The following is a 23,684-nucleotide window of genomic DNA, read 5'->3' on the forward strand; positions in this document are numbered from 1 at the left end:
ACGGTGAGTTGACCGGAGTGCAGCAGCATGCTGTACTCCGGATCGTGACCGACACCTGTGTGCGCCTGTGGCGGAGGGTCCATATGGACCTCGTCCGCTATGCGGGCTGCGTGTGTCGCCCGTCCTGCTGAATTCGCTCCCCTCTTCTTCCTCCGGGCGCCGTTGTGCGCCCGTTCGGCGAACCCTCTTCAGGACGGTGCACGTGTCCGTAACCCCCTCCGTCTCCCCCGCTGCCACCGGCGGTACCGCCGACTCGCCGCCGACCCAGGCGGACCTCCTCGACTTCGCGCGGCGCACGGCCGCCGACACCGAGCTGATCGCCTCGCTCCCGCTCGACCCGGAGGGCCGCACCTGGGTGCGCCTCGAAGGCCCCGGCGGCAGTGAGGCCTGGCTGATCGGCTGGCCGCCCGGCAGCGGCACCGGCTGGCACGACCACGCAGACTCGGTCGGCGCCTTCGTCACCGCGGACGGTGCGCTCACTGAGTCCTCCCTGGCCGCCCGGCTGCCCACCGACGGCTGGAAGACCCTGGAACTCGCCGAGGGCGTCGACCGCGAGCGCCGGCTGCCCGCGGGACAGGGCCGCTCCTTCGGCCGCCACCATGTGCACGAGGTGCTGAACGAGTCCCCGGACCGGCACGCGGTCTCCGTCCACGCCTACTACCCGCCGCTGCCGCGGATCCGTCGCTACAGTCGCACGGGTCAGGTGCTGCGCCTGGAGCAGGTCGAGCGCCCGGAGGACTGGCAGTGAGCGACGGTACGGAGATTCGGCCGGTCGGTATCGACGACCTGCTGGAGCGGGTCCGCGCGGGCTACCGGCGCATCGAGGCACAGGAGGCGCACGCGGCGGCAGGCCGCGGTGAGGCCCTGCTGGTCGACATCCGGTACGCGGCCCTGCGCGAGCGGGACGGCGTGATCCCCGGCGCGCTCGTCATCGAGCGCAACGAACTGGAGTGGCGTCTCGACCCCCGGGGCAGCCACCGGGTCCCCGAGGCCACCGGCCACGACCTGCGCGTCGTCGTCATCTGCAACGAGGGCTACGCCTCCAGCCTGGCAGCCGCCTCGCTCCACCAGCTTGGCCTGCACCGGGCGACGGACCTGGTGGGTGGCTTCCAGGCGTGGCGGACACAGGGGCTGCCGGTGGAGCCGGTGACCGGCTGACGCAGGCCCGACGGGACGGTGGCCGAGGCCTTCCCCCCTCCTCCTCACTCCTTCGCCGTGGCCACCGTCACCGCCGGGACGCGCAGCGCCGCGCGGCCCGGAAGGGCACTGGAGACGAGCGCGAGCAGGGCGGCGACCGCGACCACGCCGACGTAGAGCAGGGGTGTGACCGTCGGGGCCGCCCGGCCGGTCATGCCGACGCTGAACGCGGTGAGTACGGCGAGCGCGATGCCGCTGCCGAGCGCGGTGGCGAGGAGCAGCACGGACAGTACCTCGGTGCGCAGCACGCGAAGCACCTGACGGCGGGTCGCTCCGGCGAGGCGGAGCAGGGCGAACTCCCGGACACGCTCAGCGACCGACATGGCGAGGGTGTTGACGACCGCGATGGCGGTGAAGGCCAGCACGAGCCCCATGGCCAGGTAGTTGACCTCGGCGTTCGCCTGCTGCCGGTCGGCCTGGAGGGAATCCGCGGCGGCCGGCGAAAGAATCCGCAGCCCCGGGAACTCACGCAGCGTAGTCGCGAGTTGTGTCTGTGTACGGGTCGTGCCGACGAGGACGGAGGAGGCGAGCGGATTGTCGATGTGCCGGGCCACGAGGTCGTGGGCGAGAGTGAGGTCGCCGAAGCCGAGACCCCGGTCGTAGACGGCGGCGACGGTGAGCGTGGCGGGCGTGCCGTCGCCGAGCGTGAGCTTCAGAGTGCTTCCGGGCTTCAAGTGGTGCTGGTCCGCGGCCAGTTCACTGACGGCGACGGTGCCGGGGGCGAGATCGCGGAGGGAGCCGGCGGTGACCTTCGGGTCCCAGGTGCGGGTCAGACCGGTCGGCGTGACGCCCTGGGCCGGGTACTTGTCGAGGCCGATGCGAACGGTCGTGCGGACCACCTCGGTGACGGTGTCGTGCTGCGCGCGCAGCAGCCGTGCGGCCTCGCCCGGGACACCGGGCCCCTGGGCGGCGACGACCCAGTCGGCGGTGACGCCCTCGCGCGCCTGGCTCCGGGCGGCGTCACCGAGGGTCGACTGGACGAACAGGACGGTGCAGGTCATGCCGATGAGCAGGGTGAGGGGGGTGACGACGGAGGCCATCCGGGTGGCGTTGCCGCGCAGGTTGGCGGTGGCGAGGCGGCCGCCGTGACCGGTGAGCCGCAGGGGGCCGGCCAGCAGCAGCGCGGCCGCCTTGACGAGCAGAGGGCCGAGCAGGGCCACGGAGGTGGACAGGACGACGACGGCGAGGAAGGTCACGGGAGTCGAGGCGGGCTCGGTACGCAGGGAGCTGAGGACGGCGACGAGGACCACTCCGCCGGCGAGGAGCAGCAGACCGGCGGCGATACGCCCCCAGGCCGGGCGGGCGCGCTCGGTCCTGGCCTCCGCCAGGGCTTCCGCCGGGCGGATCCCGGCGATCCTGCGGGAGGCGATCCGGGCCGCGGCCCAGGCGCCGAGCAGGGTGGCGGCGAGGGCGGTGAACGGCGGGAACACGCTGACGGTGTGCTGGAGCGTGACGGGTACGGCTCCCAGGGCGACGAACCTGGAGTGCAGCCAGCCGCCCAGCGGCAGCCCTAGCAGTGCGCCGGCGCTTCCCGCCGCCGCGCCGACGATCAGTGCCTCCCGGCCCAGCAGGGTGCGGATCTGTCCGGGCGTGGCGGCGATGGCCCGGAGCAGGGCGAGTTCGCGGTGGCGCTGCTGGACGGAGAGCGCGAAGGTGCCGACGACCACGAGTACCGCCACCAGCAGCGAGGTGCCGCCCATCGCGCCGCCCATGCTGACCAGCCGGGTGCGGGCGGCGGCCGCGTCCAGGAACTCGACGGGCCCGCGGGCGTCGCCGGCGCTGACCTGCGCGGTGGTCCCGTGCAGTGCCCGCGCCACGGCCTGCCGCACCGCCTCCGGGTCGGTGCCCCTGGCCGGGAGCACGCCGAACGCGGTGACCTGCCCGGGGTGCGCGGCCAGCCGCTCGGCCTCCGCCGTGGCGAAGAACAGCGACGTCTGGTGGCGGACGGCGGTGGCCGGTGTGGCGATACCGGTGATCCGGTAGCTGCGCGGGGACTGCGTCGACTGCACGGTGAGGCGGTCGCCGGGGCCGAGGTGGGCGCGTGCCGCGAGGTCGTCGTCGATGACGAGGTCGCCGGCGGCCTTGGGCGCACTGCCCGTGGTCAGCCGGTACGGCGTCAGCGCCGCGGAGTCCCAGGCATGCCCGTAGGCGGTACGGCCGTCGACGCCCGCCTGGGTCAACGGCTGTGCGAGGAAGGTCAGTTCGGGGACGACACGGGCGACTCCGGGGGTGCGGGCGATGGTGTCGCGCAGGTCGGCCGAGAGCCAGGCGCGTTCGGCGACGGGTTTCGCCTTGTGCTTGACCTTGGTCTTGCCCTTCTTGTGCTTCACGGTGGTCTGGTGGACGTACTGGTCGGCGGAGACCACGACGGGAGCGGCGGCATAGCGCTCGGTGCGGATCGTGCCGCGCAGGCCGGTGTCGAGGAGGGTGCCACAGGCGGTGATCAGAGCGGCCGCGCACATCAGGGCGAGGAAGGCGCCGAGAAAGCCCGCCTTTCGGGCGCGGACGGTCTGGAGGGCGTAACGCAGCATCATCGGGGCGGGCTCTCTTCTGTTGTGCGTCTCGGGGGTCCGTGCGCCGCCCCGGCCTCGGCTCGGGCCGTGGTCCGGGGCATGGATACACACTCGCGCGTGCACGGGTCCGGAAGCACTGCGGTGGCCCGGCGTCTTGGCCGGGGGTTAACCCCACCGCCAAACCGGGCGCCCGGCTGTCAGAACGAGTCGCCCTCGAGGAACTCCGTGTCCTCGCCCTCTTCCTCCAGGGCCTGGCGGACCACGCGGAGGGCCATGCCCTCGGGGTAGCCCTTGCGGGCGAGCATGCCGGCGAGACGCCGGAGCCGCTTGTCGCGGTCGAGGCCACGGGTGGCCCGCAGCTTGCGGGCGACCAGCTCGCGGGCGGTCGCCTCCTCCTGCTCGGAGTCGAGCTGGCCGACGGCCTCGTCGATCAGCGCGGAGTCGACGCCCTTGGTGCGCAGCTCCCGGGCCAGCGCGCGGCGGGCGAGCCCCCGGCCGTGATGCCGGGACTCCACCCAGGCGTCCGCGAACGCGCTGTCGTCGATGAGCCCGACCTCCTCGAACCGGGACAGCACCTCCTCGGCCACGTCCTCGGGGATCTCCCGCTTGCGCAGGGCGTCCCCGAGCTGCTTGCGGGTGCGCGGGGTCCCGGTGAGCAGGCGCAGACAGATCGCCCGCGCCCGCTCAGCCGGGTCCCCTGAAGACTCCCCCCGCTCGGCCCTCGACGAGGTAGGGGTGCCTTCGTCCTCACCGGGCGGCTCCCCGAAGCCGCCCCGCCTGCGGCCACGGCTGCGCCCCCGACCGCCCCGTGGCCCGGCCCCGCCGTGCTCCCCGTCGCCGTACCCGTCGTCACCGGCCGTGGCGGAGCCCGAGTCGCCGCCGCTGCCTCTTCCCCTTGGGGCACCGGGGATGGCGTGCTCGTACTCGGCCCAGTCGGTTCGTCGTGTCACGGGTCAGCTCTTGGCAGTGGCGGCCTTGGGCTTGGTGGCCTTGGCGGGCGCCGCCTTGGTGTCGTCCTCGGCCGCGCTGGTCACCGCCGCGTCCGCGCCCGGCTCGGCGGAGGGCTCCTCCGGCCGGACACCCACGCCCAGCTTCTCCTTGATCTTCTTCTCGATCTCGTTGGCCAGGTCCGGGTTGTCCTTGAGGAAGTTGCGCGCGTTCTCCTTGCCCTGACCGAGCTGGTCGCCCTCGTACGTGTACCAGGCGCCGGCCTTGCGGACGAAGCCGTGCTCCACGCCCATGTCAATCAGGCCGCCCTCGCGGCTGATGCCCTGGCCGTAGAGGATGTCGAACTCGGCCTGCTTGAAGGGCGGGGCGACCTTGTTCTTGACGACCTTGCAGCGGGTCCGGTTGCCGACCGCCTCCGTGCCGTCCTTCAGGGTCTCGATGCGGCGGATGTCGATACGCACCGAGGCGTAGAACTTCAGCGCCCGGCCACCGGTCGTGGTCTCCGGGGAGCCGAACATCACGCCGATCTTCTCGCGCAGCTGGTTGATGAAGATCGCGGTGGTCTTGGACTGGTTGAGCGCGCTGGTGATCTTCCGCAGGGCCTGGCTCATCAGTCGGGCCTGCAGACCGACGTGGCTGTCACCCATCTCGCCCTCGATCTCCGCACGCGGGACGAGCGCGGCGACGGAGTCGATGACGATGAGGTCGAGGGCGCCGGAGCGGACGAGCATGTCCACGATCTCCAGGGCCTGCTCACCGTTGTCGGGCTGGGAGAGGATCAGGTTGTCGATGTCGACACCGAGCTTGCGCGCGTACTCGGGGTCGAGGGCGTGCTCGGCGTCCACGAAGGCGACCTGACCGCCCGCCTTCTGGGCGTTGGCCACGGCGTGCAGGGTCAGGGTCGTCTTACCGGAGGACTCCGGGCCGTAGATCTCGACCACACGGCCGCGCGGCAGCCCACCGACGCCGAGGGCGACGTCGAGTGCGGTCGACCCGGTCGGGATGACCTCGATGGGCTCCCGCGACCGCTCGCCCATGCGCATGACCGCGCCCTTGCCGAATTGTCGTTCAATCTGTGCGAGCGCGGCGTCGAGCGCCTTCTCGCGGTCGGTTCCTGCCATGGGTTCCACCCGGTTTGCTTGAGTCGATCGCTTCACGTCAAAGACGCTAACGCCTGCCACTGACAATGCGCCCCGACGTCGGCCCGGCCTGTGGATAACAAGGGGACATCTCAACATGAAACATGCCGAAATCCCCGTCTGGAGCCTTGCCCAAGCCCCCATGAGAATGGATGTTCGATTTTCGTGTCAAGCGCACCACGCAGTGCCCGCAGCCCCCTCCCACGCCGCGGCGCCCGCCCTACTCCCGGCGTCGTAGAGCGGGTGTCTTCGGCCGGACGACGACCGCACGGCGCGCTCCCGGGAGCCTGGGCCCATGAAGAATCCGCGCCCCGCCGAGCGGCTGTGCCACGCGACCGGTCTGCTCCTCGTTCTCTCCGGTCTCGCCCACCTGGTGGTGTTCGCGGTCGACGGCGGCCCGTGGGACGGTCCCGTCTCCTGGCGCAAGCCCGTCACGTTCGGGCTCTCCTTCGGGGTGACGCTGATCGCGATCACCTGGGTCACGTCGTACCTGCGCGTCGGGTCGCGGCTGCGCACCGTCCTGCTCGCCGTCTTCGCCGCGGACTGTGTGCTGGAGGTCGGCGGCATCACCCTTCAGGCCTGGCGCCGGGTGCCCTCGCACCTGAACATGGAGACCCCCTTCGACACCGCGGTGTCCATGACGCTCGCGGTGGGCGGTGGTGTCCTGGTGGCGCTGCTCACCGTCTTCGCCGTCGCGTCCTTCCGGCACCACCCGGCGGGCCCCGCCGGCATGCCGCTCGCGGTGCGCTCGGGGTTCGCGATCCTGCTCGTGGCGCTGGCCTCGGGCGTGGCGATGATCGCGCGCGGGGTCGTGCTCACCCGGACGGGCCACCAGGAGGCCGCCTATCACTCGACGGCCCCGCTCAAGCCGCTGCACGGAGTGAGCCTGCACGCCGTCCTGGTCCTGCCGCTGCTGGCCTGGCTGCTGTCCCGCACGACCTGGAGCGAGCGCGCGCGGTGGCGTGTCGTGGCCGCCGCGGTGGGTTGCTACGCGGCGGCCGTCGCGGCCGCCGGGGTGTGGGCGGTCCTGACGTACTGACCACGACCCCGGGCCCGGGACCCTACGAGGACTCCTCCGTGCCGGGCCGCCGTTCCCACAGCTGCCGAATGCGGGTGCGCCCCCCTGGGCGGCCGGGCCCCCGTGTGCGGTGTCCGTGCACCCGGGGATCGTCCGTGACGGCGTACCGCTTCACGTACGCGCCCAGGAAGGCCTGCAGCGTGGCGACCGCCGGGATGGCGATCAGCGCGCCGACCGCGCCCAGCAGCGCGGTGCCCGCGATCACCGAGCCGAAGGCGACGGCCGGGTGGATGTCGACGGTCTTGGCGGTCAGCTTGGGCTGCAGCATGTAGTTCTCGAACTGCTGGTAGACCACGACGAAGACCAGCACCCACACCGCGTACCAGGGGGCCACGGTGAACGCGATCAGCATCGGCAGCGCACCCGCGAGGTAGGTGCCGATGGTCGGGATGAACTGTGAGACGAGCCCCACCCAGACACCGAGCACGGGCGCGTACGGCACGCCCAGGGCCTGGAACAGGATGTAGTGCGCTATCCCGGAGATGAGCGCCATCAGACCGCGCGAGTAGAGGTAGCCGCCCGTCTTGTCGACGGCGATCTCCCAGGCCCGCAGCACCTCCGCCTGGCGCGCGGGCGGCAGGACGGAGCACAGCGCGCGGCGCAGCCGGGGACCGTCGGCGGCGAAGTAGAACGAGAACAGCGTGACCGTCAGCAGCTGGAAGAGGCCGCCGAGCACCTGGGCGGACACGTCGAGCACTCCGGCCGCGCTGTTCTGCGCGTACTTGCGCAGCCAGTCGGAGTGCAGCAGGCCCTCCTGGACGTCCACGCGCCTCAGGTCCGTGTGGAACGTCTCGTTGATCCAGTTGATGACCGAGTCCAGGTAGTCGGGGAAGCCCTCGACCATCTTGATGATCTGGCCGGCCAGCATCGAGCCGAGCAACGTGACGAAGCCGGCGGTGACGATCACCAGGCCCAGGAAGACCAGGAAGGTGGCGAGTCCCCTGCGCATGCCGCGGGCGGCCATCCAGCTCACCGCGGGCTCTATGGCGAGGGCCAGGAAGAACGCGATCAATATGTTGATCAACAGTCCGGTCAGCTGGTGGAAGGCCCAGCTGCCCAGCTGGAAGGCGGCTATGAGCGCGAGCGCGAGCACCATGGCGCGCGGCAGCCAGCGCGGCATGCGGCCGCCCGGCGCGGCGGCGTCGGCCGGGGGCCGGTCGGGCGTCGTCGAAGCGGTCGGGGATGCTGCGTGCCGGTCGACCGGCACGGTCTCGTCAGTGGGTGCCACGGGCCAAGTCTCGCCCACGCCGCCGACAACCCGATGGCCGCCCGGGAAGTTCGTGCCCGGTCAGCGCCGCTCCCCGGGCACGTTCATGACCGAGCAGACCACGCGCCACACGTCCTTGGCCGCCCAGCCGGCGTCCAGCGCCTCGTGCACCGTGCGCTCGCCCAGCTCCGACATCACATGATCGCGCGCGAAGGTGTCGGCGTACCCCGGACCGAAGTGTTCCGCCATCCGCTGCCAGAAGACCGTCAACCGCATGACCCCAGTATCCCGCCCCTGAGAGTGGGGCCCGCCCGGGACCGCTTGCCGAGACCGCTTTCCGCCCTACGGTCTGTCGCATGGCCGAATCAGGAGCTTCCTCCCTGCCCTCTACGCCCCCGGCGCGCTCCCCGCTCTTCCGCGCCGAACAGTTCGTCTGGCTCACCGCGCGCGTGCTGGAGCAGCGGCTCTTCGCGTACCACTTCCTGAACGGAGCCGCCGATCCGGTGGAGGCGGCGCTGGACGCCTACCGCAACGAGGACGGCGGGTACGGTCACGCGCTGGAACCCGATCTGCGCGGCCCGGTGAGCCAGCCCCTGCACACCGGTCACGCGCTGCGCGTCCTGGACGCCGTCGGGCGCTGCGGCGGGCAGCGGGTGGAGCGGGTGTGCCGCTATCTGACCTCCGTCTCCACCGCGGACGGCGCCCTGCCGGCGATCCACCCCAGCCAGCGCGGCTACCCGTCGGCCCCGTTCGTCCCGGTGGTGGACAACCCCCCGAGCGAGCTGCTCGCCACCGGCCCCGTGGTCGGTCTCCTGCACCGCAACGAGGTCTGGCACGCCTGGCTGTTCCGGGCCACCGACTTCTGCTGGCAGGCCGTGGAGTCCCTGGAGAAGTCCCACCCCTACGAGGTGGAGGCCGCCGTGGCCTTCCTGGACTCCGCTCCCGACCGCTCGCGCGCGGAGGCCGCCGCCGACCGTCTCGGCCGCCTCGTGCGCGAGCAACGGCTGGCGGCCCTGGACCCGGATCACCTCGACGCCTTCCCGGTCGCTCCCGGCTACGCCCCGGGCGAGCACCACTTCCCGCACGACTTCGCGAAGATCCCGCAATCGCTCGCGCGCGCGTGGTTCACGGACGCGGAGATGGCGCGCTCCCTGGACCACCTCGCGGCCGAGCAGCAGGAGGACGGCGGCTGGCCCGTCCGCTGGCACCACTGGGCACCGGCGGCCACGCTGGAGGCGCGCCCCGTGGTGACCATCGAGGCGCTGCGCACCCTCAGGGCGTACAGCCGCTTCGTGGGCTGAGTCCAGCTGCCCCGGGCTGAGCGCGGCCGCCCCCGTCCGAGCCCGACCGACCTCGCTGAACCCGGCTGACCCGGCTGACCCGGCTGACCCGGCTGACCCGGCTGACCCGGCTGACCCGGCTGAGCCTGCCAGCCCGCCGGCCCCAGCCGCGCTCACCCACCGATCGCCCGCACCCCCGCCGTCACCACCACGGCCGCCGCGACGACCAGCAGGAACGGTGCCCGCAGCACCAGCGCCACGGCGGCCGCGCCGAGTCCGGCGGCCCTCGCGTCCAGCACGAGCGTGTGCCCGTCGGCGAACGTCTGCTGGGCCGTGAGCGCGGCGAGGAGGGCGACGGGCAGCAGGGCGGCGAGCCGCCGGACGAACGGCCGCTCCAGGACGTCCGCGGGGACCAGCAGTCCGGCGAGTTTGACGACGTAGCAGCCGAGAGCGGTCGCAGCGATCGCGATCCACGTGTTCATCGGACCTCCTCCGATCCGCCCGGCACATCCTGACCGTCCGGCTCCCCCTGCGCGTCCGGCGCGTCCTGCCGGGTACGACCGCTGCGCCGCCCCGCGGCGAACAGCACGGCCGGTGCCGCCAGCGCGGCCGCCAGGACCGGTACGCCGGCCGGCAGGACGGGCAGCAGGCCGAGGCCCAGCAGGATCGCGAGGCCCGCGACCATGCGCTCCGTGGACGTCTTCAGCATCGGCGCGAGCAGGGCCAGGAAGACCGCCGGTCCGGCCGCGTCCAGGCCCCACGCGTCGCTGTCCCCGATGGCCTTAGCACCCACCGCGCCGAGCAGCGTGGTGAGGTTCCACAGCAGATAGAGACTGAGCCCGGTGACGGTGAACCCGATCCGCGCGGCCCGCCGGGTCGGCTGGGCCAGGGTCACCGCCGTGGTCTCGTCGATCACCCACTGGGCGGCGAACGGCCGCACCGCGCGCGGGAGGGCCAGCAGCTGCGACAGCCGCAGCCCGTAGAAGGCGTTGCGCACGCCCAGGAAGAACGCGCCGGCGGCGGCCGTCAACGGATTGCCGCCGGCGGCGAGCGCGCCCACCAGGGCGAACTGGGAGGCGCCGGTGAACACCAGGAGGCTGAGCGCGCAGGTCTGCATGAGTCCGAGTCCGCTGCCGACCGAGGTCACCCCGAAGGCGACCCCGGACAGCCCGACGGCGACGCCGACGCCCAGGGCGTCCCGTACGACGGCGGAGTCGGGCTTTTCCGTGCCGTCGGCGGCCATGTCCGCGAGTGCTGTCTGTTGTGCCACACACCTGACGCTACGGGCGGTCGTCAGCCCAGGTCTTGTACGTTCTTGCGCTCGCGCTGATAGGCGCCCGGAGGGACTCCGACGATCCGGGTGAAGTGCCGGTTGAGGTGCGGCTGGTCCGTGAAGCCGACGGCGGCGGCCGCCTCGGCGGGCGCCGTGCCCGCGTCGAGCAACAGCCGCGCGCGCCGTACCCGGGCGTCGGTCAGCCAGGTGTGCGGCGGCATGCCGTAGGCGTCGCGGAACGCCCGCAGCAGGGCGAACGGACTGGTTCCGAGGTCGGTGGCGAGGCGTTCCAGGGTCGGCGGCTCGGCCATCCGCTCCTCCAGCACGGCACGCGCGCGTGCCGCGGTCCGCGCTCCGGCGGTCCGTGTCCGCCGCTGCGGCAGCGGCCCGCCGTTGAGCCGCAGCAGCCTGGTGACGGCCACACGCAAGAGGGTGTCCGCGGCCAGCGCGTTGCCCTCGTCCGCGGCGCGGAGCACCTGATGGACCAGGCGGACGGCGTACGGATCGTCGAGGACCGGACTGACGAAGCCGGGTGTGCCGCGAATCGTGGTGGTCTCGGCCGCGATCCCGGCCACCACCTCGGGCGAGGGGTAGACCGCACCGTACCGCCAGCCCTCGGGGACACCGGCCCGGCCCGTGTGCGGGGTGTCCGGATTGACCAGTGCCAGGGCACCTGCGCCGGCGGACACGTCGGAGCCTCGGTGGTGGAAGACCTCGACGCCGTCGGCGATGGCCGCGATCACGAAGTTCTCGTGGGTGTGCCGGACGAAGGTCTTGCGGATGTAGTGGGCGCGCAGCAGGTCGACGCCGGGAAGCTCCTCGTACCGCCAGTGCCGCGCCCGCTCCGCTGAACCCGCCATACGACCATTGTCCGTCCCGCCCGCCGGCCGTCCGCCCCGGCCCGCTCCCGCCTGTTCCTTGCAGGTCAGCACGATTGTCAGTGGCCGGGTGCAGGATGGGTGGCATGGTCAGCTCCGCACACCGAGCCCTCGACGGCTTCTCGCCCGCGACCCGCGGCTGGTTCACGGGGGCGTTCTCCGCGCCCACCGCGGCCCAGGCGGGCGCGTGGCAGGCCATCCGCGAGGGCTCGGACGTGCTGGTGGTCGCCCCCACCGGCTCGGGCAAGACGCTGGCCGCGTTCCTCGCCGCCCTTGACCAGCTGGCCTCGTCCCCGCCCCCGGCCGACCCGAAGAAGCGCTGCCGGGTGCTGTACGTGTCACCGCTGAAGGCGCTCGCGGTCGACGTCGAGCGGAACCTGCGCAGCCCGCTGACCGGTATACGCCAGGAGTCCGTGCGCCTGGGCCTGCCCGAGCCCGAGGTGAAGGTCGGCATCCGCTCCGGCGACACCCCGGCCGCCGAGCGGCGCGCGCTGTCCACGCGTCCGCCGGACATCCTGATCACCACCCCCGAGTCGCTGTTCCTGATGCTCACGTCGGCCACGCGGGACGCGCTGACGGGTGTGGAGACGGTGATCCTGGACGAGGTGCACGCGGTCGCGGGCACCAAGCGCGGCGCGCACCTCGCGCTGTCCCTGGAGCGGCTGGACGAGCTGCTGCCGAGGCCGGCCCGCCGGATCGGCCTGTCGGCGACCGTCCGCCCGGTGGACGAGGTGGCCCGCTATCTCTCGCCGCGCCGCAAGGTGGAGATCGTCCAGCCGGAGTCCGGCAAGGAGTTCGACCTCTCCGTGGTCGTCCCGGTCGAGGACATGAGCAATCCGGGCGAGCCGCGCGAAGCGCGTCCCAATAAGGGTGGTGGTGAGCGACGGGTGGGAGGCTCCCAGGCGGCCGACGGCAACGAGGGAGCGGAGAAGCCGTCGATCTGGCCGCATGTGGAGGAGCGGATCGCCGACCTGGTCCAGGCCCACCGCTCCACGATCGTGTTCGCCAACTCCCGGCGCCTGGCCGAGCGGCTGTGCAACCGGCTCAACGAGATCGCCTACGAGCGGGCGACCGGCGAGACGCTGCAGGAGCACCACGCACCGGCCGAGCTGATGGGCGGCTCGGGAGCGGCCCAGGGCGCGCCCCCGGTGATCGCCCGCGCGCACCACGGCTCGGTCTCCAAGGAGCAGCGGGCCCTCGTCGAGGAGGACCTGAAGGCGGGCCGGCTGCCCGCCGTGGTCGCCACGTCCAGCCTGGAGCTGGGCATCGACATGGGCGCCGTCGACCTCGTCGTGCAGGTCGAGTCCCCGCCCTCGGTGGCCTCCGGGCTCCAGCGCGTCGGCCGCGCGGGGCACCAGGTGGGCGCCGTCTCCACCGGTGTGGTCTTCCCCAAGTACCGGGGCGACCTGGTCCAGTCGGCCGTGGTCACCGAGCGGATGCGCACCGGTGCCATCGAGTCCCTGAGGGTCCCCGCGAACCCGCTGGACGTGCTGGCCCAGCAGCTCGTCGCCATGACGGCACTGGACACCTGGCAGTTCGACGACCTGCTCGCCACGGTCCGCCGCGCCGCCCCCTTCGCCTCGCTGCCCGAGTCGGCGTTCACGGCGACCCTGGACATGCTGGCGGGCCGCTACCCGTCCGACGCGTTCGCCGAGCTGCGCCCGCGCGTGGTGTGGGACCGCGTCGCCGGCACGATCACCGGCCGGCCGGGCGCCCAGCGCCTGGCCGTCACCTCCGGCGGCACGATCCCCGACCGCGGCCTCTTCGGTGTCTTCCTCGCCGGTTCCGACCCCAAGAAGGGCGGCGGCCGGGTCGGCGAGCTGGACGAGGAGATGGTGTACGAGTCCCGGGTGGGGGACGTCTTCACGCTGGGCACGAGTTCCTGGCGCATCGAGGACATCACACGCGACCGGGTGCTGGTCTCCCCCGCGCCGGGCGTGCCGGGAAGGCTACCGTTCTGGAAGGGCGACCAGCTGGGCCGTCCGCTCGAACTGGGGCGCGCGGTGGGCGCGTTCCTGCGCGAGGTCGGCTCGCTGCCCAAGGACGACGCCCGGCTGCGTCTGCTCGCGGCGGGCCTGGACACATGGGCGGCCGACAACGTCCTGTCCTACCTGGACGAGCAGCGCGAGGCCTGCGGCCATGTCCCCGACGACCGCACGATCGTGGTCGAGCGCTTCCGCGACGAGCTGGGCGACTGGCGGGTCGTCGTCCACTCCCCCTTCGGCGCCCAGGTGCACGCCCCCTGGGCCCTGGCGCTCGGCGCCCGCCTCGCCGAGCGGTACGGCATGGACGCGCAGGTCATGCACGCCGACGACGGCATCGTGCTGCGTCTGCCCGACGCCGACCTGATGGGCCTGGACCTGCTCGACCAGGAGCCCATGAAGGGGGGCACCGAGTACGACAGCGAGCAGGCTCCGGTGGGCGCGGCGGACGTCGCCTTCGACAAGGGCGAGGTCGACCAGGTCGTCACCGACCAGGTCGGCAGCTCCGCCCTGTTCGCCTCCCGGTTCCGGGAGTGCGCGGCCCGCGCGCTGCTGCTGCCGCGCCGCAACCCCGGCAAGCGCACGCCCTTGTGGCAGCAGCGCCAGCGGGCGGCCCAACTTTTGCAGGTGGCCAGCGAGTTCGGCTCGTTCCCGATCGTCCTGGAAGCGGTCCGCGAGTGCCTCCAGGACGTCTTCGACGTCCCCGGCCTCGTGGAGCTGATGGGCGACATCGAGTCCCGCAAGGTCCGCCTGGTCGAGGTCACCACCCCGGAGCCGTCCCCGTTCGCCCGGTCCCTCCTGTTCGGGTACGTCGCCCAGTTCCTGTACGAGGGCGACTCCCCGCTCGCCGAGCGCCGCGCCGCCGCGCTGTCCCTGGACTCCCGGCTGCTGGCCGAGCTGCTGGGCCAGGCGGAGCTGCGTGAGCTGCTCGACGCGGAGGTGCTGGCCGAGCTGGAGCGCGAGCTGCAGTGGCTGACGCAGGACCGGCGGGTCAAGGACGTGGAGGGCGTGGCCGACGTGCTGCGCCTGCTCGGCCCGCTCACCGACGCCGAGCTGGCCGAGCGGGGCGCCGAGCCTCAGTGGGCACGGGAGCTGGCCGCTGCCCGCCGGGTCATCCGGGTCCGTATCGCGGGCAGGGACCACTGGGCGGCCGTCGAGGACGCGGGCCGGCTGCGCGACGCGCTCGGCACGGCGTTGCCGGTCGGTGTCCCCGAGGCGTTCACCGAGCCGGTGAAGGACCCGCTCGGCGACCTCCTCGCGCGCCACGCCCGCACCCACGGTCCCTTCACGTCGGCCACCGCGGCGGCCCGCTTCGGCCTGGGCGTGGCGGTCACCGAGGGCGCCCTGCAGCGGCTGGCCGCGAACGGCCGGGTCGTGCAGGGCGAGTTCCACCCGGCGGGCATCGGCCAGGAGTGGTGCGACGCCGCCGTACTGCGCCGGCTGCGCCGCCGCTCCCTGGCCGCGCTGCGGCACGAGCTGGAGCCGGTGCCGCCGGCCGCCCTGGCACAGTTCCTGCCGCAGTGGCAGCACATCGGCAAGGGTCACGGTCTGCGCGGCATCGACGGACTGGTGCGCGCCGTCGAGCAGTTGCAGGGCGCCTCCGTGCCGGCCTCCGCGCTGGAGAAGCTGGTCCTGCCCTCCCGGGTGGCGGACTACACGCCGTCGATGCTCGACGAACTGACCTCCGCCGGCGAGGTGGTGTGGGCCGGAGCGGGCGCCCTGCCCGGCAAGGACGGCTGGGTCTCGCTGTACATGGCGGACGCTGCGCCGCTGCTCCTGCCGCCGCCGCATCCCCTTGAGCCGACGGCGCTCCACCAGTCCGTCCTGGACGCGCTCTCCGGTGGCTACGGCCTGTTCTTCCGGCAGATCGCCGACCAGATCCGGGCCACCACCCACCCCGACGCCACCGATCCCCAACTGGCCGACGCCCTGTGGGACCTGGCGTGGTCGGGGCGGCTCACCAACGACACCCTCGCCCCGATGCGCTCCCTGCTGGGCTCGGGCCGTACGGCGGGCTCGACGGCGCACCGCGCCAAGCGAACCGTCCCGCGCGGCAGGTACGGCTCTCTGACGGCCGCCGCCCGCCCCGCCTCCCGCACCGGCCCGCCCACGGTGGCCGGCCGCTGGGCCCTGCTGCCCGCGGCCGAGCCGGACGCCACCGTGCGCGCCCACGCGCTGGCCCGCACCCTCCTCGACCGGCACGGTGTGGTCACCCGGGGAGCGGTCGCCGCGGAGGGCGTCGAGGGCGGCTTCTCGGCGGTGTACCGCGTGCTGTCGGCGTTCGAGGAGAGCGGTCAGGCGCGGCGCGGCTACGTGGTCGAAGGCCTGGGGGCAGCCCAGTTCGCGATGGACGGCGCGGTCGACCGTCTCCGCGCGGTGTCCAACGCCCGCGATCGCGGCGAGGGCCTGCCCGCCCCGGGTCCGAACGGCTTCGGCAGCGGAAACCCGCTGTTCCTCGACGGCGGCCACACCACCCCGAACGTCTTCGACCAGGCCGACGCCGGACGCGCCCACCCGGGCCTCGACGGCGACTTCACCTGGCCGCCCGAGGACCACCCGGCCACGCCGGGCGACTTCACCTGGCCACCGGAGAACCGTCGCGCCGACGAGTACGTCTCCCCCCGCGACCTTGCTCCCCCCGACCCCTTCGCCTCCCCCGGCTACGGCGGCCCCCGCGGCGGCGCGGCCTCCCCGTACGGCTCACCGGCGAGCCGCGGCTTCGGCGACCGTCGTACGCGACCGTCGTCCCCCGACCCGCGCACCGTGGTCCTCGCCGCGGCCGACCCCGCCAACGCCTATGGCGCGGCGCTCCCCTGGCCCGAGCCGCCGAACGGGGCCGGGCACAAGCCGGGCCGCAAGGCGGGCTCCCTCGTCGTGCTGGTGGAGGGCGAGTTGACGCTGTACATGGAGCGCGGCGGCAAGACGCTGCTGGCCTGGCCCGCGGACCCGGATGCCGCCGCCGCCGCCGACGATCCACGGCTGGGCACGGCCGCTGAGGCCCTGGCCGCTGCCGCCCGCGCGGGCTCGCTGGGCACGGTGACGGTGGAGCGGATCAACGGCGCCCAGGCCCTGACCGCTCCCCTGGGCACCCTGCTGGAGGCGGCGGGCTTCATCGCCACGCCGCGTGGTCTGCGGCTGAGAGCCTGAGCACCGCGATCCCGCGGAGCATCGGCCCCCGGGTTACGGCCGCCCCGTGTCACCCCACCGTGGCACCCTTGACGCATGCCCGAAGGTGACACGGTCTGGCAGACCGCGAGGCGGTTGCACGAGGCCCTCGCGGGCAAGGTGCTGACCCGCAGCGACTTCCGGGTGCCGAAATACGCGACGGTCGACCTCCAGGGCCGTACGGTCCTGAGCACGACCCCGCGCGGCAAACATCTGCTCACCCGCTTCGAGGGCGACCTGACCCTGCACACGCACCTGCGCATGGAAGGCGCCTGGAAGGTGTACGGCACGGACGAGCGCTGGCGGGGCGGCCCGGCGCACCAGATCCGGGTGATCCTCGGCACCGCCGATCGCACCGCCGTCGGCTATCGCCTCCAGGTGCTGGAGTTCCTGCGCACCGGCGAGGAGGAGCGCGTAGTCGGTCACCTGGGACCCGACCTGCTCGGTCCGGACTGGGACCCGGAGCGTGCCCTCGCCAACCTCCTCGAGGACCCCGCCCGCCCCCTCGGCGAGGCCCTGCTCGACCAGCGCAATCTGGCCGGCATCGGCAACGTCTACAAGAGCGAGCTGTGCTTCCTGCTTGGCGTGACGCCCTGGCTGCCGGCCGGCGCCCTGCCCGCGGACCGCGCCGCCAAGCTGCCCGCCCTCGCCAAGAAGCTCCTGGAGGCCAACCGCGACCGCCCGGTCCGCCAGACCACGGGCCTGCCCCGGCAGGACCTGTTCGTGTACGGCCGCGCGTCCCGCCCCTGTCTGCGCTGTCGCACACCGGTGAGGGTGGCCGACCAGGGCGACGGATCCCAGGAGCGCCCCACCTACTGGTGCCCGGCCTGTCAGACGGGCCCCGCGCCGGCGCCGGGGACGGCACAGCAGTGGCGCAGCCGCTATCCCCGTCCAGCCAATTGACGGACCGTCAGAAACGCTCGTACCGTCCCTGTATGCCCCTCCAGGCGTACGACCTCACCGGACGCACCGCGTTCGTCACCGGAGCCGCCGGCGGCATCGGCCGGGCCTCCGCCGTCCTGCTCGCGTCGGCTGGTGCCATGGTGCACTGCGCCGACCTGGACGCGGACGGCCTGCTCGGCACGGCCAAGCTGATCGAGGACCGCGGCGGCACGGCCCGCACGCACACCGTCGACGTCACCGACCGAGCCGCCCTCGCGGCGGCCGTCCGCTCCTGCGGACACTTGGACGCCATGGCCGCGATCGCCGGGATCATGCACAGCAGCCCGGTCCTGGAGACCCGGGACGAGGATCTGGACCGCGTCCTGAACGTCAACTTCAAGGGTGTGCTGTACGCCTGCCAGGAGGCGGCCCGGCTGATGCTCGCCCACGGCACCCGGGGCAGCATCGTCACCATGGCCTCCGGCGCCGTCGACACCGGAGGCCCCGGACTGCTCTGCTACGGCGCGGCGAAAGCGGCCGTGGTCCAGTTGACGAAGACGCTGGCCACCGAGGTCGGCCGGCACGGCATCCGGGTGAACGCGGTCGCACCGGGCTGGATCCGGACGCCCATGACCGACCGTCACGACCAGGAGGCACAGGCGCACACCGAGTCCCTGATGGCCCGGATGTCCCCGCTGGGCCGGGTCGGCGAGCCGGACGACGTCGCGCACACGGTGCTGTACCTGGCGTCGGACGCGTCGGCGTTCACGACGGGTCAGATCCTGCGTCCGAACGGGGGCGTGGCGATGCCCTGGTAGCGCCCTCCGCCCGCCAGGCGGCCGCCCACCGCCCCGTTTCCACGGCTCCCACCGCACGTCTCTTGGACACGCAGTGCACCGGCAGCACGCTCAGCCCCCATCCGCTGACCGCGACGGCCCCCTCGAGCACCCCGGCGCCGGACCCCACGGCGATCCGCAGGACCGCCCACCACCAGACCGCCCCCAGCCCGAGCGCGGCCCCCCAGCGCAGTATCCGCCCCACCATGGCCGCCACCTCCAGCGGGAAGCTAGAACGCCTCGTGACCCGCACGGGAGGCGCACCGAGGGCTCACCGATGCAACACCGGGCACTCCGACACGCTCACGCGTTCTCCGCCTGGAACATCCAGTGATGCTTCTCCAGGTCCGCCGTGATGCCGATGAAGATGTCCTGGGACACCGGATCCGCCTCTCCGGTCCCCTGGACCCGCTCCCGCATCCGGGTGATCACCGCGCCCAGGGCGTCCACCATCGTGCGGACCGCGTCCGTGTCCTTGATCCAGCCGGCCGGGGCGGTCCCGATGCCGCTGGCGGAGGCCACCGTGGCCGCGCGCCCGTCGGGCGGGACACCGAGGGCGGACGCCCGCTCGGCCACCGTGTCGGAGTGCGTGCGGGCGGAGTCGACGACCTCGTCGAGCTGGAGGTGGATGGACCGGAAGCGGGGTCCTACGACGTTCCAGTGGATCTGCTTGGCGACCAGCGAGAGGTCCACCAGGTCGACCAGGGCGCCGTGCAGCGCCTCGGACACGGTCTTCAGATCGTCATCGGGCAATGGGCTCTTCACGACTGACATCCACTTTCCTCCGGTGCATTCGGCGCAGGCACGTCCCTCCACGATGACCGCCCCGCCGAATACCGGCAAATGGAGGCAAAAGAGACAGGAATCACACGCCCGGAGCACACAAAAGCCTCGGCCGGGCTTCCCCAGGGAGACCTGGGGAAGCCCGGCCGAGGCTTCACGCCTTCCCGGGTGGCTAAGCCGCGCACACGGACGTCACGCGGCGACCACGTCCACCGCTCCGGCGGGCGCCTTGATGGTCACCCGTTCCGGTGGCACGCCGGCCACCGACACGGTACCCAGCACCGGACGGACCGGCGTGGGTACGGGCTCGGTAGCCGCGGCGGACTGGGCCAGCTCGGCGAGCGCCAGTTCGTCGCTCACCTCTCGCATCAGTTCCGACATCCGTACGTCCAGCGCGTCGCAGATGGCGGAGAGCAGCTCGGAGGAAGCCTCCTTCTGCCCCCGCTCCACCTCGGAGAGATAGCCGAGTGAGACTCGGGCGGACGAGGAGACTTCGCGCAGAGTACGGCCCTGGCGTTGGCGCTGCCGACGCAGCACGTCACCAAGCAGGCGACGGAGCAGAATCATCGGTGGCTCCCTCCTCGGACCGCGTAGCCGCATCCTTCTCGCCCCACCGTACCGCCTCGCGCCGCGGCCGTGCGGGGAGCGATGTCGTGTTCACTCAGGGCTGTAAACATCAAAACCCCCCGTTCCGTTCCGTATCCTGTGCCCGCTCGTTCCCGGTCTGTTCGCCCGCAAGCTCCCTCAGAAGCAGTGCGAGTACGCTCCGTACACTCTCCATACGAATTTCCGCACGGTCGCCGTTCAACCGCAGGGCCGCTACTTTTCCGCCACCGGCAGAACCGGAGCTGGCGGTGAGAGGCCCGTCGACGGCCACGAAGACCGTTCCGACGGGGCGGCCGTCCTGCGGTTCGGGTCCGGCGACACCGGTCGTCGCGATACCCCAGTCGGCTCCCAGGGCTTTGCGGACCCCGGCCGCCATCTGGGCCGCGACCTGCGGATCCACCGCCCCCTGCGCCGCCAGCAGAGTGGCGTCGACGCCGAGCAGCTCGTGCTTCAGGTCGGTGGCGTAGGCGGTGACCGAACCCCGGAAGACCTTGGACGCCCCGGGGACGGCCGTGATCTCCGCCGCGACGAGACCACCGGTGAGCGACTCCGCGACGGCGATGCTCTCGCCCCTCACGGTCAGTAGTCGCACCAGTTCGGTGGCCGGGGAACTCACGCTTCCTTCTCCTCCAACGCGGCCGCGCGCTCGGCGATTCCCTGCCGGCGCAGCACAATGGCTTGTCTCACGTAGTCGAGGCCAGTGACGACGGTGAGGACGACCGCCACGGCCATCACCCAGAACCTCAGGGTCGCCAGCCACCCCGTCAGTGCCAGGACGTACATCCCGACGGCCACGCCCTGGGTGAGCGTCTTGAGCTTGCCGCCCCGGCTCGCGGGGATCACGCCGTAGCGAATGACCAGAAAACGCATCAGCGTGATGCCGAGTTCCCGGCCGAGGATCACGGCCGTCACCCACCACGGGAGGTCGCCCAGGGCGGACAGACAGATGAGCGCCGCCCCCATGATCGCCTTGTCGGCGATGGGGTCGGCGATCTTCCCGAAATCGGTGACCAGGTTGTAGGTGCGCGCCAGATGCCCGTCGAACAGATCGGTGATCATGGCGACGGCGAAGGCCGCCCAGGCCAGCGAGCGCCAGGCCGGGTCGTAGCCGCCGTCCGCCAGCATCAGCGCCACGAAACCGGGCACCAGCAGCAGCCGGAGCATCGTCAGCAGATTGGCGACGTTCCACAGGCTGGCCTGGTTGACGGCCGCGGCCGCGATCTTCGCGCCACGCGGGGGCTTCGCACCTTCGGCAGCGGAGTCGGAAGCGGGACCGGAGACCTCGGAAGCAGCGCCGTCGGCAGCGGCGGCGGAACCCCGCGCGCCCTGCGCGCCGGAGGAGCCGCCCGCGGCGGATGCCGGGACTCCGGTCATCTGCCCGCCTCCTCACTACACGCGAGCGAGCCGGTGAGCGGCTCGGCGACGAGGTCGACACCTTCCGTACCGACCACCTTCGCCTCGACCATACGTCCGACGCTCAGGCCCTCGCCGCTCGTGAGCAGCACCTGTCCGTCCGTCTCCGGCGCCTGGTGCTCGGCACGGCCGTACACGCCCTCTTCCTCGTCCACGGACTCCACGAGGACGTGCACGGTCTCGCCGAGGCGCTCCTCGGCGCGCTGCGAGACGAGATCCTCGGCGAGCCGGGAGATGTGGGCCAGGCGCTCGGCGACGACGTCCTCGTCGAGCTTGTTCTCGTACGTCGCCGCCTCCGTGCCCTCCTCGTCGGAGTAGCCGAAGACACCGATGGCATCCAGGCGGGCGCCGTTCAGGAAGCGCTCCAGCTCGGCCAGGTCCCACTCGGTCTCGCCGGGGAAGCCGACGATGAAGTTGGAGCGCACACCGGCCTCGGGGGCCTTGCTGCGGATGGTGTCCAGCAGCTCCAGGAAGCGGTCGGTGTCGCCGAAGCGGCGCATGGCGCGCAGCACGTCGGGCGCGGAGTGCTGGAAGGACAGGTCGAAGTAGGGCACGACCTTCGGGGTGGACGTCAGGACGTCGATCAGGCCGGGGCGCATCTCGGCCGGCTGCAGGTAGCTCACCCGCACCCGCTCGATGCCGTCGACCTCGGCCAGCTCCGGCAGCAGGGACTCCAGCAGGCGGATGTCGCCCAGGTCCTTGCCGTAGGAGGTGTTGTTCTCGGAGACCAGCATGATCTCCTTGACGCCCTGCTCGGCCAGCCACCGCGTCTCGTTCAGCACGTCGCTCGGGCGGCGGGAGATGAAGGAGCCGCGGAAGGACGGGATGGCGCAGAAGGAGCAGCGCCGGTCACAGCCGGAGGCGAGCTTGACGGAGGCGACCGGGGCGCCGTCCAGGCGGCGGCGCAGGGGCGCACGGGGGCCGGAGGCGGGCGCGACCCCTTCCGGGAGGTCGGACGGGCCGTGGCCGGGCAGCGCGACGGAGGCGGCCGACTCCTGCCGCTCGGCCGGGCTGATCGGCAGCAGCTTGCGCCGGTCACGCGGGGTGTGGGCGGCGTGGATGCCGCCGGACAGGATGGTCTGCAGGCGGTCGGAGATGTCGGCGTAGTCGTCGAAGCCGAGCACGCCGTCGGCCTCGGGCAGGGCCTCGGCGAGTTCCTTGCCGTACCGCTCGGCCATGCAGCCCACCGCCACGACGGCCTGGGTTCTGCCGTGGTCCTTGAGGTCGTTGGCCTCCAGCAGGGCGTCCACGGAGTCCTTCTTGGCGGCTTCGACGAAGCCACAGGTGTTGACCACGGCGACGTCGGCGTCCGCGGCGTCCTCGACGAGCTGCCAGCCGTCCGCCTCCAAACGGCCTGCGAGCTCCTCCGAGTCCACCTCGTTACGGGCGCAGCCGAGAGTGACGAGAGCGACGGTACGGCGTTCAGGCATGGGCTCAAGACTACTTTGTCTGTCAGACACCCCATGTCGAAGGGGTTGGCCGATCTTGGCCAACCCCTTCGCGTCCGCTCCCCCAGAGGCCCGTCATCCGGCCTCGGGGTCGCCCTTCGTGTACGTGAGGCGTTCCACAGCGCCCTTCTGGAAGTTGTCCTCGATCTTCTTTCCGTTGACGTAGAGCTGGATCGCGCCGGCGTCACCGAGGATGAGGTTGATCTTGGAGCTGTCCTGGAAGGTCTTGGACTCGCCCTGCTTCAGCAGCCCGTCGAAGAGCATCCGGCCGTTGTGGTCCTTGGCGGAGATCCAGCTGCGCCCGCCCGCGGCACTGACCTGGACGGTCACCTTGTCCTGGGGGGCGGCCGCGATGGCGCTGTCGGACGCCTCGGAGGTCGGCGCGGCGGGCTTGTCCTTCTTGGGCGTGGGCGAGGCGGCCTTGCTGGGGGTGGGCGAGGTGGCGCCGTCGGCCACCTGCGACTTGGCGTCGTTCCCGTTGTCGCCGCCCTTGAAGGCGGTGAAGCCGACGAAGCCGACGACGGCGACGATCGCGGCGACCATGGCCGCGGTCCAGTTGGGCCCGCGCCGCTCGGGGCGGATACGTTCCGCCTCGAACAGGGGAGCCGCCGGAGTGGGTGCGGGCCGCCCGCCGTGCGCGGCGTCGAACTGCGCGATCAGCGGAGCGGGGTCCAGATGGACGGCCTTGGCCAGCGTGCGGATGTGCCCACGGGCGTAGACGTCCCCGCCACAGGGGGCGAAGTCGTCCGCCTCGATGGCGTGCACGATGGCGATACGGACACGAGTGGCGCTGCTGACGTCGTCGACGGTGAGCCCGGCCTCGATGCGCGCCTGCTTCAGGGCGCGTCCCACTGAGGGACGGACTTCCTCCGACGCGTCCTGGAACGGACGCTCGTCTTCAGGGGAGTTGCCGATGGACACGGGGGCGCCTTTCGAGCGTGTGAGCCACCTGTGCTGGAGGTTCAGTCTAGGGGGGTGCGAAACGATGAGGCGACCGTGCGGTGCTATTTGTACGCCATCGGAACGGCCGCTCATCCCAACGGCGGGCCAGGCACA

22 protein-coding genes are annotated in these 23,684 nt (G+C 72.5%); 8 read left to right on the top strand and 14 right to left on the bottom strand.

What is annotated here, in order from left to right; translation table 11 throughout:
- The first annotated feature begins 83 nt into the window (after positions 1-83).
- From FB157_RS49460 to FB157_RS25650, 3 genes are all read left to right on the top strand, one after another.
- Positions 84-131, top strand: a complete 48-nt coding sequence (locus FB157_RS49460) for a hypothetical protein (protein WP_309506048.1) — start codon at positions 84-86, stop codon at positions 129-131.
- 71 nt (positions 132-202) lie between these two features.
- Entirely contained in the window at positions 203-748 is a 546-nt protein-coding gene (locus FB157_RS25645; protein WP_145882996.1) for a cysteine dioxygenase, read from the top strand.
- Complete coding sequence (locus tag FB157_RS25650) at positions 745-1,158, top strand: rhodanese-like domain-containing protein (protein WP_145882997.1); 414 nt, start codon at positions 745-747, stop codon at positions 1,156-1,158. The genes FB157_RS25645 and FB157_RS25650 overlap by 4 nt, the downstream gene beginning before the upstream one ends.
- A 44-nt stretch (positions 1,159-1,202) precedes the next feature.
- On the opposite strand, the gene FB157_RS25655 is transcribed toward FB157_RS25650, so the two are convergent.
- From FB157_RS25655 to recA, 3 genes are all read right to left on the bottom strand, one after another.
- A complete protein-coding gene (locus FB157_RS25655; RefSeq protein ID WP_145882998.1) occupies positions 1,203-3,731 on the bottom strand; it encodes an FtsX-like permease family protein in 2,529 nt (842 codons plus the stop codon).
- 176 nt (positions 3,732-3,907) lie between these two features.
- Positions 3,908-4,660: a recombination regulator RecX gene (gene recX / locus FB157_RS25660; RefSeq protein ID WP_145882999.1), complete on the bottom strand. Its 753-nt coding sequence runs from the start codon at positions 4,658-4,660 to the stop codon at positions 3,908-3,910.
- Between the two features lie 3 nt (positions 4,661-4,663).
- On the bottom strand, positions 4,664-5,779 hold the full coding sequence (gene recA / locus FB157_RS25665; RefSeq protein ID WP_145883000.1) for a recombinase RecA: 1,116 nt from the start codon (positions 5,777-5,779) through the stop codon (positions 4,664-4,666).
- A 313-nt stretch (positions 5,780-6,092) separates the two neighbouring features.
- Here recA and FB157_RS25670 point away from each other — a divergent pair, with 313 nt between their 5' ends.
- Positions 6,093-6,836: a hypothetical protein gene (locus FB157_RS25670; protein WP_145883001.1), complete on the top strand. Its 744-nt coding sequence runs from the start codon at positions 6,093-6,095 to the stop codon at positions 6,834-6,836.
- Between the two features lie 22 nt (positions 6,837-6,858).
- On the opposite strand, the gene FB157_RS25675 is transcribed toward FB157_RS25670, so the two are convergent.
- Both FB157_RS25675 and FB157_RS25680 read right to left on the bottom strand, forming a co-directional pair.
- A complete protein-coding gene (locus FB157_RS25675) occupies positions 6,859-8,103 on the bottom strand; it encodes an AI-2E family transporter (protein WP_145883002.1) in 1,245 nt (414 codons plus the stop codon).
- 60 nt (positions 8,104-8,163) lie between these two features.
- Positions 8,164-8,358, bottom strand: a complete 195-nt coding sequence (locus FB157_RS25680) for a DUF3046 domain-containing protein (RefSeq protein ID WP_145883003.1) — start codon at positions 8,356-8,358, stop codon at positions 8,164-8,166.
- An 80-nt stretch (positions 8,359-8,438) separates the two neighbouring features.
- Here FB157_RS25680 and FB157_RS25685 point away from each other — a divergent pair, with 80 nt between their 5' ends.
- Complete coding sequence (locus FB157_RS25685; protein WP_145883004.1) at positions 8,439-9,383, top strand: hypothetical protein; 945 nt, start codon at positions 8,439-8,441, stop codon at positions 9,381-9,383.
- A 152-nt stretch (positions 9,384-9,535) separates the two neighbouring features.
- Here the strand turns inward: FB157_RS25685 and FB157_RS25690 are convergent, their stop codons facing one another.
- The 3 genes from FB157_RS25690 to FB157_RS25700 are packed head-to-tail and all read right to left on the bottom strand — an operon-like array spanning position 9,536 to position 11,495.
- Positions 9,536-9,844 (bottom strand): AzlD domain-containing protein, encoded by a 309-nt coding sequence (locus FB157_RS25690; RefSeq protein WP_145883005.1) that lies wholly within the window; start codon positions 9,842-9,844, stop codon positions 9,536-9,538.
- Positions 9,841-10,632 carry an AzlC family ABC transporter permease gene (locus tag FB157_RS25695; protein ID WP_392283688.1) on the bottom strand — a complete coding sequence of 264 codons (792 nt, stop codon included), beginning with the start codon at positions 10,630-10,632 and terminating at the stop codon, positions 9,841-9,843. Before FB157_RS25695 ends, FB157_RS25690 begins: the two co-directional genes overlap by 4 nt.
- Before the next feature lie 23 nt (positions 10,633-10,655).
- Positions 10,656-11,495, bottom strand: coding sequence for an AraC family transcriptional regulator (locus FB157_RS25700; RefSeq protein ID WP_145883006.1), 840 nt, complete (start codon positions 11,493-11,495; stop codon positions 10,656-10,658).
- Between the two features lie 104 nt (positions 11,496-11,599).
- On the opposite strand from FB157_RS25700, the gene FB157_RS25705 reads away from it, so the two are divergent.
- From FB157_RS25705 to FB157_RS25715, 3 genes are all read left to right on the top strand, one after another.
- Positions 11,600-16,642, top strand: a complete 5,043-nt coding sequence (locus FB157_RS25705) for an ATP-dependent helicase (protein WP_145883007.1) — start codon at positions 11,600-11,602, stop codon at positions 16,640-16,642.
- Between the two features lie 75 nt (positions 16,643-16,717).
- Entirely contained in the window at positions 16,718-17,563 is an 846-nt protein-coding gene (locus FB157_RS25710) for an Fpg/Nei family DNA glycosylase (protein ID WP_145883008.1), read from the top strand.
- Between the two features lie 32 nt (positions 17,564-17,595).
- Positions 17,596-18,360: an SDR family NAD(P)-dependent oxidoreductase gene (locus tag FB157_RS25715; protein ID WP_145883009.1), complete on the top strand. Its 765-nt coding sequence runs from the start codon at positions 17,596-17,598 to the stop codon at positions 18,358-18,360.
- A gap of 321 nt (positions 18,361-18,681) precedes the next feature.
- On the opposite strand, the gene FB157_RS25725 is transcribed toward FB157_RS25715, so the two are convergent.
- From FB157_RS25725 to FB157_RS25750, 6 genes are all read right to left on the bottom strand, one after another.
- Complete coding sequence (locus FB157_RS25725) at positions 18,682-19,152, bottom strand: Dps family protein (protein WP_145883011.1); 471 nt, start codon at positions 19,150-19,152, stop codon at positions 18,682-18,684.
- 201 nt (positions 19,153-19,353) lie between these two features.
- Positions 19,354-19,728 carry a helix-turn-helix domain-containing protein gene (locus tag FB157_RS25730; protein WP_145883012.1) on the bottom strand — a complete coding sequence of 125 codons (375 nt, stop codon included), beginning with the start codon at positions 19,726-19,728 and terminating at the stop codon, positions 19,354-19,356.
- A 109-nt stretch (positions 19,729-19,837) separates the two neighbouring features.
- Positions 19,838-20,383: a CinA family protein gene (locus FB157_RS25735; protein ID WP_145883013.1), complete on the bottom strand. Its 546-nt coding sequence runs from the start codon at positions 20,381-20,383 to the stop codon at positions 19,838-19,840.
- A complete protein-coding gene (gene pgsA / locus FB157_RS25740; RefSeq protein WP_145883014.1) occupies positions 20,380-21,141 on the bottom strand; it encodes a CDP-diacylglycerol--glycerol-3-phosphate 3-phosphatidyltransferase in 762 nt (253 codons plus the stop codon). The genes FB157_RS25735 and pgsA overlap by 4 nt, the downstream gene beginning before the upstream one ends.
- A complete protein-coding gene (gene rimO, locus FB157_RS25745; RefSeq protein WP_145883015.1) occupies positions 21,138-22,610 on the bottom strand; it encodes a 30S ribosomal protein S12 methylthiotransferase RimO in 1,473 nt (490 codons plus the stop codon). The genes pgsA and rimO overlap by 4 nt, the downstream gene beginning before the upstream one ends.
- Before the next feature lie 93 nt (positions 22,611-22,703).
- Entirely contained in the window at positions 22,704-23,549 is an 846-nt protein-coding gene (locus FB157_RS25750) for a helix-turn-helix domain-containing protein (protein ID WP_145883016.1), read from the bottom strand.
- Positions 23,550-23,684: the final 135 nt, after the last annotated feature.

The organism is Streptomyces sp. BK340 (genome assembly GCF_007827595.1).
Classification (GTDB): Bacteria; Actinomycetota; Actinomycetes; order Streptomycetales; family Streptomycetaceae; genus Streptomyces.

Excerpts from the sequence above, each read along its gene's own strand:
- FB157_RS25655 (WP_145882998.1), bottom strand. The coding sequence starts at position 3,731 with ATGATGCTGCGTTACGCCCTCCAGACCGTCCGCGCCCGAAAGGCGGGC.
- recA (WP_145883000.1), bottom strand. The coding sequence starts at position 5,779 with ATGGCAGGAACCGACCGCGAGAAGGCGCTCGACGCCGCGCTCGCACAG.
- FB157_RS25670 (WP_145883001.1), top strand. The coding sequence starts at position 6,093 with ATGAAGAATCCGCGCCCCGCCGAGCGGCTGTGCCACGCGACCGGTCTG.
- FB157_RS25680 (WP_145883003.1), bottom strand. The coding sequence starts at position 8,358 with ATGCGGTTGACGGTCTTCTGGCAGCGGATGGCGGAACACTTCGGTCCG.
- FB157_RS25685 (WP_145883004.1), top strand. The coding sequence starts at position 8,439 with ATGGCCGAATCAGGAGCTTCCTCCCTGCCCTCTACGCCCCCGGCGCGC.
- FB157_RS25690 (WP_145883005.1), bottom strand. The coding sequence starts at position 9,844 with ATGAACACGTGGATCGCGATCGCTGCGACCGCTCTCGGCTGCTACGTC.
- FB157_RS25700 (WP_145883006.1), bottom strand. The coding sequence starts at position 11,495 with ATGGCGGGTTCAGCGGAGCGGGCGCGGCACTGGCGGTACGAGGAGCTT.
- FB157_RS25705 (WP_145883007.1), top strand. The coding sequence starts at position 11,600 with ATGGTCAGCTCCGCACACCGAGCCCTCGACGGCTTCTCGCCCGCGACC.
- FB157_RS25710 (WP_145883008.1), top strand. The coding sequence starts at position 16,718 with ATGCCCGAAGGTGACACGGTCTGGCAGACCGCGAGGCGGTTGCACGAG.
- FB157_RS25715 (WP_145883009.1), top strand. The coding sequence starts at position 17,596 with ATGCCCCTCCAGGCGTACGACCTCACCGGACGCACCGCGTTCGTCACC.
- FB157_RS25725 (WP_145883011.1), bottom strand. The coding sequence starts at position 19,152 with ATGTCAGTCGTGAAGAGCCCATTGCCCGATGACGATCTGAAGACCGTG.
- FB157_RS25730 (WP_145883012.1), bottom strand. The coding sequence starts at position 19,728 with ATGATTCTGCTCCGTCGCCTGCTTGGTGACGTGCTGCGTCGGCAGCGC.
- pgsA (WP_145883014.1), bottom strand. The coding sequence starts at position 21,141 with ATGACCGGAGTCCCGGCATCCGCCGCGGGCGGCTCCTCCGGCGCGCAG.
- rimO (WP_145883015.1), bottom strand. The coding sequence starts at position 22,610 with ATGCCTGAACGCCGTACCGTCGCTCTCGTCACTCTCGGCTGCGCCCGT.